This window comes from Klebsiella sp. 18074 (assembly GCF_902705905.1).
Taxonomy (GTDB): domain Bacteria; phylum Pseudomonadota; class Gammaproteobacteria; order Enterobacterales; family Enterobacteriaceae; genus Klebsiella; species Klebsiella terrigena.
Genome location: NZ_CACSIS010000046.1, coordinates 1 through 12,244 on the forward strand (window position 1 = coordinate 1; position 12,244 = coordinate 12,244).

Genomic DNA, 12,244 nt, shown 5'->3' on the forward strand with positions numbered 1-12,244 from the left:
CAGAGACTTGGTATTCATTTTTCGTCCGAGGACGTTAAGAATCCATGTCACTTTGAGTGCCCACACAGATTGTCTGATAAATTATTAAAGAGCAGTGCAACGCGGCTTTCGCTCACCGTTGCGAGGTGGCGTATATTACGCTTTCCTCTTTCAGAGTCAACCCTTTAATTCAGGATTTTTTCTCTTCAACCGAACCGGCTAGTTGGTGTGAAGTGATTCACATCCGCCGTGTCGATGGAGGCGCATTATAGGGATCCCATTTTATTGCACAAGTCTTTTATCGATCTTTTTTTCCGGATGATGCTTTTTCGCCCTTTTCGCAGCGTTATTGTTCGATCTGCTCAGTTTTTACCACAATAAAGGGTTGCAGGCGGCGGAGAAAGCCACCAAAGTCTTCGCACAACCCTGAATTATCGAGGTAAGCATGTCCGCAAATTTACGTCCCTATAAAGATTTATTCCCACAAACAGGCCTGCGCGTGATGATCGATGCCACCAGCGTAGCGATCGGCGATGTCAGGATGGCTGATGATGTCAGCATCTGGCCACTGGTTGCCATTCGCGGAGACGTTAACTATGTGCAAATCGGCCCTCGCACCAATATCCAGGACGGTAGCGTGCTGCATGTCACCCATAAATCCTCCTATAACCCGCAGGGTAATCCCCTGATCGTTGGGGAAGATGTCACCATCGGCCATAAAGTCATGCTGCACGGCTGCACTATCGGTAATCGGGTACTGGTGGGGATGGGTTCAATTCTGCTGGATGGTGTAGTAATAGAGGATGACATCATGATTGGTGCCGGTAGCCTGGTACCGCAGAATAAGCGGCTGGCAGGCGGCTATCTTTACTTTGGCAACCCGGTAAAACAAATCCGCCCCCTGACGGAGGCGGAAATAGCGGGACTGATCTATTCAGCAAACAACTACGTGAAATGGAAGAACGATTACCTGGATCAGGAAAACCAAACCCAGCCCTGATCGTCTTCCTGCTGGTCACGGATCATCTCATCCGCTTCTTCTTCCAGATCCCAGCGATGTTCGCGAAATGTAGCCAGCCACTGCGCTGGCTCTTTTCCACCAAAGCGTTTTTCTAGCGTTACGCTTCCCATTGCGCAGGTTAGCTGCATACCATGAACCAACGCGGGGAATGTAATGCACTGTTTTTCAGTATCCCACTCCTCCCTATCAGGAAACTGAATCGCCTGATTCACGGATTCAATTCCTTATGCAAGATTTGAATCACCGGAGTAATGTCTGGCAGTACGCCATGCCAGAGTAATACGGCATGGGCGGCCTGAGCCACCAGCATACCTAAACCGTCAGCACACTTTTTTGCACCATGCTGCTGGCACCAGGTCAGAAACGGCGTATTGCCCTGCTGATAAAACATGTCGTAGCAATGGACGTGCGTATTAATTAACGCAGCGGGTATCGCCGGGACCTCACCGCCAATACCGCTGGAGGTCGCATTAATGATGAGATCAAACTCATGTTCAGCCAGTGCATCCATTTCCAGCGCACGAATACTGCCGGTATGAGAAAAGAGCGCCGCCAGTTCATGCGCGCGGGAGCTGGTGCGGTTGACAATCGTCACGGCGCAATCGAGGGACAGAAGCGGTAACAGCACGCCGCGCGATGCTCCTCCTGCCCCGATAAGCAGGACACGAAAGCCAGGTTTAATAAAACCGAGCCGCTCCAGATCGCTCAATAGCCCAATGCCATCGGTGTTATCCCCCAGCAAACGGCCATCTTCCAGACGTTTCAGGGTATTCACGGCCCCGGCCAGCGCCGCTCGCTCGGTGAGCTCGTCGGCGCGAGCGAACGCTTCCTCTTTAAACGGAACGGTAACGTTGGCGCCTCGCCCCCCTTCATTAAAGAAAGCATTCAGGGTACGGATAAATTCATCTCGTGGCGCCAGAATACGTCCGTACGGATGTGCAATCTGCAGCTGCTGCGCAAAAAGCTGATGGATAGCGGGCGATTTGCTGTGAGCGATAGGATTTCCAAAGACTACGTAGCTTTCCATCACTTACCCCTGGCGGAAGAGTTCGCCCGTCAGGGCGTCGCGAATTTCAGACGGATTCTGACGACCGCCGGTTAACCCATTCACCACCGGAAAATCGGCACCAAACTGGGCGTGAACTTCAGCCGTGGTGCGACAGGGAGGCTGGCCGGATAAATTCGCACTGGTCGAGACCAGCGGTTTTCCATAGGCCTCGCATAGCTCAACCACCAGCGGGTGATCGGTAACGCGTACCGCCAGCGAGTCAAAACGTCCGGTCAACCAGCACGGAGTTGTTTTACGCGCCGGGAAGACGAATGTCACCGGTCCTGGCCAGCAGCTAAAAATTGCCGCCAGTTGCGCCTCACTAAGCTGAGAGTCATCTATATAAGGAAGTAACTGTTCAAAGCGGGCGGCGATAAGAATCAGGCCTTTCTCGACCGGCCGCTGCTTGAGGTCCAGCAGGCGCATGACGGCCGTTTCGCTGTCGGGATCGCAGCCAACGCCAAAAACGGCTTCTGTGGGATAGGCGATGACGTGTTCGTTATTCAGAACTGCCACTGCATGGGCGACGGTTTCTGATTGCAGGTTATTATTCACTGATTTGTTCCGCCGATATCGGCTTTCCACATTGTTTACTGGCACAAAAGCATTTAACGCCCTGCGCCGTTTTCTTTTCGATTAATAGCGGATAGTGGCATTCAGGACACTCGCCCGCTATCGGTTTGAAGTTAATGACGAACTGGCAATCGGGGTAACGATCGCAGGAGTGAAAAGTTTTGCCAAAACGAGAGCGACGCTGGACCAAATGTCCCTGGCCACACTGCGGACACGCGATAGCCGTCTCATCAGGCTTATCAATAAGTTCAGTATGCTGGCATTGCGGATAGCTGCTGCAACCAATAAACATACCGAAGCGTCCCTGACGCAGCACCATCACGGCGCCGCAGGATGGACACTCCTGCCCCTCCAGCACTTTAACGATATGTCCGTCCGCCTGACTTTTCAGGGGACGGACGTAGTTACAGTCCGGATAGTGCGAACAGCCAAGAAACGGTCCATGCTTCCCGGAGCGGATTACCAGTTCAGCCCCGCACTGTGGACAGGGCTCATTTTTACGCACCTGAAACAGTGCTGATTTGGTCATAAATACTCGACGTTGCTGCAAAAAGATTAATGCAGCATACCTTCATTTACTTCGAAGAGTAATTCTTCCATCTGCTGGTAGGCGTTTTCACAACCCGGAATATTAAACAGCACCATCAGGATCACCCATTTAAGGTCTTCCAGTTCGAACTCTGCCGTATCCAGCGCCAGAACGCGTTCTATTACCATTTCTCGCGTTTCGAGGTTCAACACCTGAATTTGCTCGAGGAATAATAAGAATCCTCGGCAACTAGCATCCAGACGCTGACACTCTTCTTCGGTGTAAATCCGTAAAGAGAGTGGGTCAGAAGCCAGCTGCATGGGCGCGACAAGACCTTCCTGATAGTCAGCCAGTTTCTCGAGCCACATCAGCGCGTTATAAATATCTTCCCGTTCAAAACCGGCGTCGGTGAGATCCCGGGTCAGCTTATCCTGGTCTACGCGCATTTCTGCTTCGTTATGGATGTAAGTCTCAAACAAATACATGAGTACGTCGAACATGGCTTGCCCTCCTTAATCGGACATAGCCGCCGGGTACAGCTGCGATCCAGCCTGCTAACTCCAGTTCAAGTAGCTGAGCTACGGTCACTGGTACAGATTGGCCGGCACGTTCAGCGACAACGTCAACAGGTGTTACCTCATCTCCTACGTTAGCCAGGAGCTCAGGAAATGGCAATGCTACGGGTGGCCGATCCGTGCAATTATTTATGTCGTACGGCGTCTCGCGCAGCCATAGCAGCTCATGCTGCCAGTATTCGACGATATCCTCGGGCGCCGTAACGGGGACTGCGCCTTGCTTGATGAGCCAATGCGGGCCCTCTGAGCCTGGGCTGCCTATCGGCCCGGGCAGCGCAAAAACCTCCCTTCCCTGTTCAAGTGCACAGCGGACGGTAACCAACGAGCCGCTTCTCAATGCGGCCTCCACAACCAATACCCCAATACTTAAGCCGCTGATAATCCGGTTACGGCGAGGGAAATTCCCAGGTAATGGCGGTGTGGCGAGAGGAAACTCAGAAAGCAGCGCCCCTCCGCTATCGACAATCTGCCTTGCTAAAGCGGCGTGCCGACGCGGGTAAATATCCCCTAACCCATTCCCGAGCACCGCAACGCTTTTTCCATTCGCGGCAAGCGCGCCGCGATGGGCAACGCCGTCTATACCAATCGCCAGGCCGCTGGTAATCGTGATGCCATAGCGTGCCAGGGCTTCGCAGAACACTCTCCCCCAGCGTTCGCCGTACCAGGAGTGCGCGCGGCTACCGACAACCGCTAGCTGCCGGCTCTGCAAAATAGCGAGGTCACCTTTAACCAAAAGCGCTCCGGGATAATCAGCGGTTGCGCGCAGCTGCGGTGGATAGAGAGGACTGTCAGCCGAGAGCAGATGGTGTTCTGGCTGTTCCAGCCATTCCAGAGCGGCGTCGATATCCCGCTGGCTAAAGGTCAAAAATTGCCTCGCCTGCGCCACGCTCAGGCCGCAGAGACGTAAAACTTCACTATCAAGCCCGGCCGCGGTGCCTATCCGGCGAGCGACGGTCATCATCGTCTCACCATACAGGCCGTTTACCCTCATCAGGCGGAGCCAAATCTCTGCGGGCGCCATCCATACTCCCCTGCCATAAGCGGCTTTAACAATCCTTGCGATTGGACAGTGAGACTGTCAATTAGAAGGGGTTTTGTCTAGAATAGAGGTAATAATCTTATCAACTCCTGAATACGACTCTGGATCTTTATGGCAGTTTTGCAAGTGTTACATATTCCGGACGAGCGCCTTCGCAAAGTCGCCGAGCCGGTGAAAGAAGTCAATGCAGAAATTCAGCGTATCGTCGATGATATGTTCGAGACGATGTACGCGGAAGAGGGTATTGGCCTGGCGGCAACGCAGGTTGATATCCATCAGCGCATTATTGTTATTGATGTGTCGGAGAACCGTGAAGGCCAGCTGGTGTTAATTAACCCTGAGCTGCTGGAAAAAGACGGTGAAACCGGTATTGAAGAAGGCTGCCTGTCCATTCCGGAACAGCGTGCGCTGGTACCACGTGCCGAAACCGTGAAAATCCGTGCTCTGGATCGTGAAGGCAAGCCGTTCGAACTGGATGCTGACGGCCTGCTGGCTATCTGTATTCAGCATGAAATGGATCATCTGGTAGGCAAACTGTTCATCGATTATCTGTCGCCGCTCAAACAACAGCGCATTCGTCAGAAAGTTGAAAAACTGGATCGTTTGCGTACGCGTGCCTGAGGACAAGGATTAACGTGTCACAATCACTACGTATTATTTTTGCAGGTACACCCGATTTTGCAGCGCGTCATCTTGACGCGCTGTTGTCGTCTGAGCACCAGATCGTCGGCGTTTTTACTCAGCCCGATCGCCCCGCTGGCCGCGGTAAAAAGCTTATGCCGAGCCCGGTAAAAGTTCTGGCTGAAGCCAATAATTTGCCGGTATTCCAGCCCGCATCCCTGCGTCCACAGGAAAACCAGGAGCTGGTCTCCTCGCTTAATGCCGATGTTATGGTGGTTGTCGCCTACGGACTGATTCTGCCCAAAGCGGTTCTGGATATGCCGCGCCTTGGCTGTATTAACGTCCACGGTTCTCTGCTACCTCGCTGGCGCGGTGCCGCCCCTATTCAGCGCTCATTATGGGCCGGCGATACGGAAACAGGCATAACGATTATGCAGATGGACGTCGGTCTCGATACCGGCGATATGCTGTATAAGCTATCCTGTCCGATAACCGCAGAAGATACCAGTGCCAGCCTGTATGACAAGCTTGCAAACCTCGGCCCACAGGGGCTGCTGAACACGCTGACCCAGTTAGCTAACGCGGCCACTCAACCTGAAGTCCAGGATGAAGCCTTAGCCACCTACGCTGAGAAGCTCAGTAAAGAAGAAGCCCGTATCGACTGGTCGCTTTCAGCCGAACAGCTCGAACGCTGCATCCGCGCTTTCAATCCGTGGCCGATGAGCTGGCTGGAAATTGACGCACAGCCGGTGAAGGTTTGGCAGGCGTCGGCTATTGCCGAAGCCAGTACCGCTGAGCCTGGTACCATTGTGGCTGCCAGCAAGCAGGGTATTCAGGTGGCAACCGGCAATGGCATTCTGAATCTGGAATCCCTGCAGCCGGCAGGTAAAAAAGCGATGAGCGCCCAGGATTTACTAAATTCTCGCCGGGAGTGGTTTATCCCAGGTAACCGTCTTTCCTGACGGTAGTCACTTCTAAAGCCCGGATCTACCGGGCCTTTTTATTTTTACGGTTATGAAAAAAAATCTTAATTTACGTAGTCTGGCGGCTCAAGCCGTTGAACAGGTTGTCGAGAAGGGCCAGTCGTTAAGCAACGTGCTGCCGCCTTTGCAGCAGAAAGTCGGTGAAAAAGATAAAGCGCTGCTGCAGGAGCTGTGCTTTGGCGTCCTGCGCACCCTCAGTCAGATGGAATGGCTGATCAATAAGCTGATGGCTCGCCCGATGACGGGAAAACAGCGCACCGTTCACTATTTAATTATGGTCGGCTTTTATCAACTGCTGCACACCCGTATTCCCGCCCATGCGGCGCTGGCAGAAACGGTTGAGGGCGCAGTAGCCATTAAACGCCCGCAGCTCAAAGGACTGATCAACGGCGTACTGCGCCAGTTCCAGCGTCAGCAGGAAGAATTGCTTGGCGAATTCGCCGAAAGCGAGAGCCGCTTCCTGCATCCCGCATGGTTAATCAAACGTATTCAAAAGGCCTGGCCACAGCAGTGGCAGGCCATTGCGGATGCCAACAACCAGCGTCCGCCGATGTGGCTACGCGTTAATCGCAATCACCACTCACGCGATGAATGGCTGGCGCTCCTTGAAGAGGCAGGCATGCAGGGGTTTCCTCACCCCGACTATCCGGACGCCGTTCGTCTGGCGACGCCGGCGCCTGTACAGGCCTTGCCCGGCTTTGAGCAAGGCTGGGTCACCGTTCAGGATGCTTCCGCCCAAGGCTGTATGCGTTACCTGGCCCCGGAAAATGGCGAAAAGGTCCTCGACCTTTGCGCCGCGCCTGGCGGTAAAACAACCCATATCCTGGAAGTCGCCCCGCAGGCCAGCGTAATGGCTGTCGACATCGATGAGCAACGGCTGTCCCGTGTCTATGACAACCTGAAGCGTCTGGGAATGAAAGCCCAGGTAAAACAGGGTGATGGTCGATATCCAGCGCAGTGGTGCGATGATGAAAAATTCGATCGTATTCTGCTCGATGCGCCCTGCTCGGCAACTGGCGTCATTCGCCGTCATCCGGATATTAAATGGCTGCGTCGTGACCGTGATATCGCGGAGCTGGCGCAGCTTCAGGCTGAGATTCTTGACGCCATCTGGGGGCATTTAAAACCCGGCGGCACCCTGGTCTATGCGACCTGCTCAATTCTGCCGGAAGAAAATAGCCAGCAAATTGCGGCATTCCTGGCACGCACGCCTGATGCAGAACTTAGCATTACCGGGACACCTGAGCAGCCAGGACAGCAAAATCTGCCCGGAGCGGAAGAGGGTGACGGGTTCTTTTACGCTAAGCTGATCAAACATCGGAAATAATGGATCACTGCTGATGAAGATTATTATTCTGGGCGCCGGACAGGTTGGCGGAACTCTCGCGGAAAACCTCGTCGGAGAGAACAACGATATTACCCTGGTTGATACCAACGGTGACCGCCTGCGCAGTCTGCAGGATAAGTTTGACCTGCGTGTTGTTCAGGGGCATGGCTCTCATCCGCGCGTACTGCGCGAAGCCGGAGCGGATGATGCCGACATGCTGGTTGCCGTCACCAGCTCTGATGAAACCAATATGGTGGCCTGCCAGGTCGCCTATTCCCTGTTTAATACCCCTAATCGCATTGCCCGTATTCGTTCTCCGGACTACGTGCGTGACGCCGATAAGCTTTTCCACTCTGAAGCCGTGCCGATTGACCATTTGATCGCGCCGGAACAGCTTGTTATCGACAATATTTATCGCCTGATTGAGTATCCGGGCGCGCTGCAGGTCGTAAACTTTGCCGAAGGGAAAGTCAGTCTGGCGGTTGTTAAAGCCTACTACGGTGGTCCGTTGGTAGGCAACGCTCTCTCGACAATGCGTGAACACATGCCGCATATCGACACACGTGTAGCGGCTATTTTCCGCCACGATCGCCCTATTCGCCCCCAGGGTTCTACCATTGTTGAGGCCGGCGATGAAGTATTCTTTATTGCCGCATCCCAGCATATTCGTGCCGTGATGAGCGAGCTCCAGCGCCTGGAGAAACCCTACAAGCGCATCATGCTGGTTGGCGGCGGAAATATCGGTGCGGGTCTGGCCCATCGGCTGGAAAAAGACTATAGCGTCAAGTTAATTGAACGCGATCAGCAGCGCGCCGCCGAGCTGGCGGAAAAGCTCCAAAACACCATCGTCTTTTATGGTGATGCCTCGGATCAGGAGCTCCTCGCAGAAGAGCATATTGATCAAGTCGACCTCTTCATTGCCGTTACCAATGATGACGAAGCCAACATCATGTCCGCAATGCTGGCCAAGCGGATGGGCGCCAAAAAGGTCATGGTGCTTATTCAGCGAAAAGCCTACGTCGATCTGGTTCAGGGCAGCGTTATCGATATCGCTATCTCCCCGCAGCAGGCGACCATTTCAGCGCTGCTCAGCCATGTCCGTAAAGCCGATATCGTGGGCGTCTCTTCACTGCGCCGCGGCGTAGCTGAAGCGATCGAAGCCGTCGCCCACGGGGATGAAAGCACCTCACGCGTCGTGGGTCGTGCGATCGATGAGATCAAGCTTCCCCCGGGGACGATCATTGGCGCCGTGGTTCGCGGAAATGACGTGATGATCGCCAATAATAATTTACGTATTGAGCAGGGCGATCACGTAATTATGTTTCTGACTGACAAAAAATTTATCTCCGATGTCGAACGGCTGTTCCAGCCAAGTCCTTTCTTCCTGTAATTTATTTGGGCGCCGGTATCGCGCCCGTATCCATTAACCTTTATTTATCAATGGATAATATTTTTATGCAATTATTCAACAATAATGGAAAATGGAAATACATTTGATAAACTTATCTCTGTCAGCTGGTTCAAGGAGAATGAAATGAGTATTTTAAAAGAGTTTCGCGACTTCGCGATGCGCGGGAATGTGGTCGATCTGGCAGTGGGTGTCATCATTGGTGCAGCGTTCGGTAAAATTGTATCGTCGCTGGTTGCCGATATTATTATGCCGCCGCTTGGCTTACTTATTGGTGGGATCGATTTTAAATCTTTTGCCGTCACGCTGCGCGATGCTCAGGGAGATATCCCGGCCGTTGTAATGCATTATGGCGTGTTTATTCAGAACATTTTTGACTTCGTTATCGTAGCGTTTGCCATCTTTATGGCAATTAAACTGATGAATAATCTGAACCGTAAAAAAGAAGAGGCCCCTGCTGCTCCGCCGGCACCGACTAAAGAAGAAGTGCTGCTGAGTGAAATTCGTGACCTGTTAAAAGAGCAGAACAACCGCTCGTAATCAGGCTACAGAAAGCAGAAAGCCAGTGGTAAAAAAGTGATTCACTTTCTTGCCACTGGCCTCCCGGTCCCCCCGTACTGCATATTTTTCTTTTCTCTGATAGCTTCCTTTCCCTTTCTTGTTTTTCTCAACGCGTTGCCTGAATAGCGGGTCATGAAGCAGTGCCTCGATGGCATTATCTTTTATTTGCCCCTTGGTGTGCTGATAGCGACTCATAGTAACTCCTGATAGTGAATGAGATCGACGCGAGTGTAGATCTCCGCACGCAAAAAATCAACGTCCTGCATTACCGCTGCTGGCCCCCTGCTCGAGCGCTTCTAGAATGGAGCAGTAGACGCTGCTGTGAGCGCTACCGCAGCATGCATCGTTAAGCCTCTGTAAGGATCGGCGCATCGTCTGTAATTCCTTAATACGCGATTCAACTTCGCTCAGGCGCGCCTGTACGATCCCTTTTGACTCCTGGCAGGTATGGTGTTCAGGATCGATGCGGATCGACAGCAGCTCGCGGATCGATTCGAGCGTGAAGCCCAGCTGCCGCGCGTAGCGGATAAAACGCAGCCGCTGAAGGTCATTGTCGGTATAAAGACGAAATCCTCCCTCAGTACGAACATCGTGGGCCATCATCTGCTGCTTTTCGTAGTAGCGAATGGTGTCGGGTGTGACATCCGCCAGCTTCGCGAGCTCACCGATACGATACATACTTACTCCTCACTCATTTTGTTTTGCAGCCTGGCAGAATATTCACCGCGCAGAAAATCTGTGTTGAGCCCGGCCTGGCGTAGCTTTAGCTCGAGCAAAGCAAGCCTGCGGCTCAGTTCGGCATGCTGCGGGTCATCCTGACGAACGACGTTAAGCAAATCAACCAGCTCAACGGCTTCTCTACGATGTTCCAGTTCGGGAGGTAGACAGCCGGCGTTCTTGAGTAAACGGTAGCTGACGCGTAGCTCAGGTGGTACATGCAGATCGTCATCCAGGGTCAGCGGTTCACCGCGGCCAGGAAGATTATCGAAATCACCTTTATTTTGTGCGTCAAGAATATGGCGTTCTGCCCACTGATCCAGCAACCACATCATACGGCTCCGGGGATGAACAAAAAGAATACAGATAGTGTAATGAAGCAGAGATGTGGAGGATATAAAAAAACCCGCCGAGGCGGGTTTTTTTACGTTACTACAGATTACTCTGCAGCAGCTTCTGCTTTCGGCTCAGCACGATCAACCAGCTCGATGTATGCCATCGGCGCGTTGTCGCCTGCACGGAAGCCACACTTCAGAATGCGAGTGTAACCACCGGCGCGGCTCGCGAAACGCGGGCCCAGCTCGTTAAACAGTTTTGCCACGATCTCGTTATCACGAGTACGGGCGAATGCCAGACGACGATTAGCTACGCTATCAGTCTTGGCAAGAGTAATCAGCGGCTCAACTACGCGACGCAGTTCTTTCGCTTTCGGCAGGGTCGTCTTGATGATTTCATGACGAACCAGCGAACCAGCCATGTTACGGAACATAGCCTGGCGATGGCTGCTGTTGCGGTTCAGTTGACGACCACTCTTACGATGGCGCATGACCTTATCCTTCTCAGTAAAACCTTAACCTGTGATCCGGTTACTCGTCAGCAATGCTTGCCGGTGGCCAGTTTTCCAGGCGCATGCCCAGAGACAGACCACGGGAAGCCAGCACGTCTTTAATCTCAGTAAGAGATTTTTTACCCAGGTTCGGCGTTTTCAGCAACTCAACCTCGGTACGCTGTACCAGATCACCGATATAGTGGATAGCTTCTGCCTTCAGGCAGTTAGCAGAGCGGACAGTCAATTCGAGATCGTCAACAGGGCGCAGCAGGATCGGATCGAATTCTGGTTTCTCTTCTTTCACTTCCGGCTGACGTACATCACGTAAGTCAACGAAAGCTTCAAGTTGTTCTGCCAGGATGGTTGCCGCACGACGAATCGCCTCTTCAGGATCGATTGTGCCGTTGGTTTCCATTTCGATGACCAGCTTGTCCAGGTCGGTACGCTGTTCTACACGCGCTGCTTCAACATTGTAGGCAATACGCTCTACGGGGCTGTAGCATGCGTCGACCAGCAGACGGCCGATTGGGCGCTCATCTTCTTCCGAATGAATTCGGGCAGAAGCCGGCACATAACCACGACCGCGCTGAACTTTGATACGCATGCTAATAGCAGCGTTCTCATCGGTCAGGTGGCAGATCACATGTTGCGGCTTGACGATTTCGACATCACCATCATGGGTGATGTCGGCTGCGGTCACAGGGCCAATGCCAGATTTATTCAAAGTAAGGATAACTTCATCTTTACCCTGAACTCTCACCGCCAGCCCTTTCAGGTTGAGCAGGATTTCAAGGATATCTTCCTGAACGCCTTCTTTGGTGCTGTACTCATGAAGTACACCATCAATCTCAACCTCGGTCACCGCGCAACCCGGCATCGATGAGAGCAGAATACGGCGCAGTGCGTTACCCAGAGTATGGCCAAAGCCACGCTCTAAAGGCTCAAGGGTCACCTTGGCGTGCGTCGAACTCACTTGCTCGATATCGACCAGGCGCGGTTTTAGAAACTCTGTCACAGAACCCTGCATTGTGTCC

The 12,244-nt window shown here is 52.9% G+C and carries 17 protein-coding genes; 6 read left to right on the forward strand and 11 right to left on the reverse strand.

The features are described 5' to 3' along the window. Positions 1-424: 424 nt before the first annotated feature. Positions 425-979, forward strand: coding sequence for a gamma carbonic anhydrase family protein (locus tag GVK32_RS26855; RefSeq protein ID WP_159873770.1), 555 nt, complete (start codon positions 425-427; stop codon positions 977-979). Here the strand turns inward: GVK32_RS26855 and GVK32_RS26860 are convergent. Genes GVK32_RS26860 through dprA form a run of 6 tightly spaced genes read right to left on the reverse strand, consistent with a single transcriptional unit; the run spans position 955 to position 4,746 of the window. Then, positions 955-1,212 carry a DUF1488 domain-containing protein gene (locus GVK32_RS26860; protein ID WP_159873772.1) on the reverse strand — a complete coding sequence of 86 codons (258 nt, stop codon included), beginning with the start codon at positions 1,210-1,212 and terminating at the stop codon, positions 955-957. The genes GVK32_RS26855 and GVK32_RS26860 overlap by 25 nt on opposite strands. Beyond that, positions 1,209-2,027, reverse strand: coding sequence for a shikimate dehydrogenase (aroE, locus tag GVK32_RS26865; protein WP_159873774.1), 819 nt, complete (start codon positions 2,025-2,027; stop codon positions 1,209-1,211). The genes GVK32_RS26860 and aroE overlap by 4 nt, the downstream gene beginning before the upstream one ends. Before the next feature lie 3 nt (positions 2,028-2,030). After that, positions 2,031-2,603: an L-threonylcarbamoyladenylate synthase type 1 TsaC gene (tsaC, locus tag GVK32_RS26870; RefSeq protein WP_159873776.1), complete on the reverse strand. Its 573-nt coding sequence runs from the start codon at positions 2,601-2,603 to the stop codon at positions 2,031-2,033. After that, entirely contained in the window at positions 2,596-3,150 is a 555-nt protein-coding gene (locus GVK32_RS26875) for a type I DNA topoisomerase (protein WP_071844854.1), read from the reverse strand. The genes tsaC and GVK32_RS26875 overlap by 8 nt, the downstream gene beginning before the upstream one ends. A gap of 26 nt (positions 3,151-3,176) precedes the next feature. Then, on the reverse strand, positions 3,177-3,650 hold the full coding sequence (gene smg / locus GVK32_RS26880; protein ID WP_041142952.1) for a DUF494 family protein Smg: 474 nt from the start codon (positions 3,648-3,650) through the stop codon (positions 3,177-3,179). Further along, positions 3,622-4,746 (reverse strand): DNA-protecting protein DprA, encoded by a 1,125-nt coding sequence (gene dprA, locus GVK32_RS26885; protein WP_159873778.1) that lies wholly within the window; start codon positions 4,744-4,746, stop codon positions 3,622-3,624. Before dprA ends, smg begins: the two co-directional genes overlap by 29 nt. A 129-nt stretch (positions 4,747-4,875) precedes the next feature. Between dprA and def the strand changes: the two genes are divergently transcribed. The 5 genes from def (at position 4,876) to mscL (ending at position 9,643) form a co-directional block, all read left to right on the forward strand. Then, complete coding sequence (gene def / locus GVK32_RS26890) at positions 4,876-5,385, forward strand: peptide deformylase (protein ID WP_041142954.1); 510 nt, start codon at positions 4,876-4,878, stop codon at positions 5,383-5,385. A gap of 14 nt (positions 5,386-5,399) precedes the next feature. Next, complete coding sequence (gene fmt, locus GVK32_RS26895) at positions 5,400-6,347, forward strand: methionyl-tRNA formyltransferase (RefSeq protein WP_159873780.1); 948 nt, start codon at positions 5,400-5,402, stop codon at positions 6,345-6,347. A gap of 52 nt (positions 6,348-6,399) precedes the next feature. Beyond that, positions 6,400-7,695, forward strand: a complete 1,296-nt coding sequence (gene rsmB, locus GVK32_RS26900) for a 16S rRNA (cytosine(967)-C(5))-methyltransferase RsmB (protein ID WP_159873782.1) — start codon at positions 6,400-6,402, stop codon at positions 7,693-7,695. A 13-nt stretch (positions 7,696-7,708) separates the two neighbouring features. Further along, positions 7,709-9,085, forward strand: a complete 1,377-nt coding sequence (gene trkA, locus GVK32_RS26905; RefSeq protein WP_123709760.1) for a Trk system potassium transporter TrkA — start codon at positions 7,709-7,711, stop codon at positions 9,083-9,085. A gap of 144 nt (positions 9,086-9,229) precedes the next feature. After that, a complete protein-coding gene (gene mscL / locus GVK32_RS26910) occupies positions 9,230-9,643 on the forward strand; it encodes a large-conductance mechanosensitive channel protein MscL (protein ID WP_159873784.1) in 414 nt (137 codons plus the stop codon). Here mscL and GVK32_RS26915 read toward each other — a convergent pair whose 3' ends face one another. The 5 genes from GVK32_RS26915 to rpoA all read right to left on the reverse strand — a co-directional run bounded on the left by GVK32_RS26915 (position 9,644) and on the right by rpoA (position 12,237). After that, positions 9,644-9,859, reverse strand: coding sequence for an alternative ribosome-rescue factor A (locus GVK32_RS26915; protein ID WP_041142959.1), 216 nt, complete (start codon positions 9,857-9,859; stop codon positions 9,644-9,646). A gap of 57 nt (positions 9,860-9,916) precedes the next feature. Further along, a complete protein-coding gene (gene zntR, locus GVK32_RS26920; protein ID WP_041142960.1) occupies positions 9,917-10,342 on the reverse strand; it encodes a Zn(2+)-responsive transcriptional regulator in 426 nt (141 codons plus the stop codon). A gap of 2 nt (positions 10,343-10,344) precedes the next feature. Next, on the reverse strand, positions 10,345-10,713 hold the full coding sequence (locus tag GVK32_RS26925) for a DUF1992 domain-containing protein (RefSeq protein ID WP_132512816.1): 369 nt from the start codon (positions 10,711-10,713) through the stop codon (positions 10,345-10,347). A 107-nt stretch (positions 10,714-10,820) separates the two neighbouring features. Continuing rightward, positions 10,821-11,207 (reverse strand): 50S ribosomal protein L17, encoded by a 387-nt coding sequence (gene rplQ / locus GVK32_RS26930; RefSeq protein ID WP_002919206.1) that lies wholly within the window; start codon positions 11,205-11,207, stop codon positions 10,821-10,823. A gap of 40 nt (positions 11,208-11,247) precedes the next feature. Continuing rightward, positions 11,248-12,237 carry a DNA-directed RNA polymerase subunit alpha gene (gene rpoA, locus GVK32_RS26935; RefSeq protein WP_002919219.1) on the reverse strand — a complete coding sequence of 330 codons (990 nt, stop codon included), beginning with the start codon at positions 12,235-12,237 and terminating at the stop codon, positions 11,248-11,250. Positions 12,238-12,244: the final 7 nt, after the last annotated feature.

Coding starts and splice junctions, on each gene's coding strand:
- GVK32_RS26855 (WP_159873770.1), top strand. CDS start 425: ATGTCCGCAAATTTACGTCCCTATAAAGATTTATTCCCACAAACAGGC.
- aroE (WP_159873774.1), bottom strand. CDS start 2,027: ATGGAAAGCTACGTAGTCTTTGGAAATCCTATCGCTCACAGCAAATCG.
- GVK32_RS26875 (WP_071844854.1), bottom strand. CDS start 3,150: ATGACCAAATCAGCACTGTTTCAGGTGCGTAAAAATGAGCCCTGTCCA.
- smg (WP_041142952.1), bottom strand. CDS start 3,650: ATGTTCGACGTACTCATGTATTTGTTTGAGACTTACATCCATAACGAA.
- dprA (WP_159873778.1), bottom strand. CDS start 4,746: ATGGCGCCCGCAGAGATTTGGCTCCGCCTGATGAGGGTAAACGGCCTG.
- def (WP_041142954.1), top strand. CDS start 4,876: ATGGCAGTTTTGCAAGTGTTACATATTCCGGACGAGCGCCTTCGCAAA.
- rsmB (WP_159873782.1), top strand. CDS start 6,400: ATGAAAAAAAATCTTAATTTACGTAGTCTGGCGGCTCAAGCCGTTGAA.
- trkA (WP_123709760.1), top strand. CDS start 7,709: ATGAAGATTATTATTCTGGGCGCCGGACAGGTTGGCGGAACTCTCGCG.
- mscL (WP_159873784.1), top strand. CDS start 9,230: ATGAGTATTTTAAAAGAGTTTCGCGACTTCGCGATGCGCGGGAATGTG.
- GVK32_RS26915 (WP_041142959.1), bottom strand. CDS start 9,859: ATGAGTCGCTATCAGCACACCAAGGGGCAAATAAAAGATAATGCCATC.
- zntR (WP_041142960.1), bottom strand. CDS start 10,342: ATGTATCGTATCGGTGAGCTCGCGAAGCTGGCGGATGTCACACCCGAC.
- GVK32_RS26925 (WP_132512816.1), bottom strand. CDS start 10,713: ATGTGGTTGCTGGATCAGTGGGCAGAACGCCATATTCTTGACGCACAA.
- rplQ (WP_002919206.1), bottom strand. CDS start 11,207: ATGCGCCATCGTAAGAGTGGTCGTCAACTGAACCGCAACAGCAGCCAT.
- rpoA (WP_002919219.1), bottom strand. CDS start 12,237: ATGCAGGGTTCTGTGACAGAGTTTCTAAAACCGCGCCTGGTCGATATC.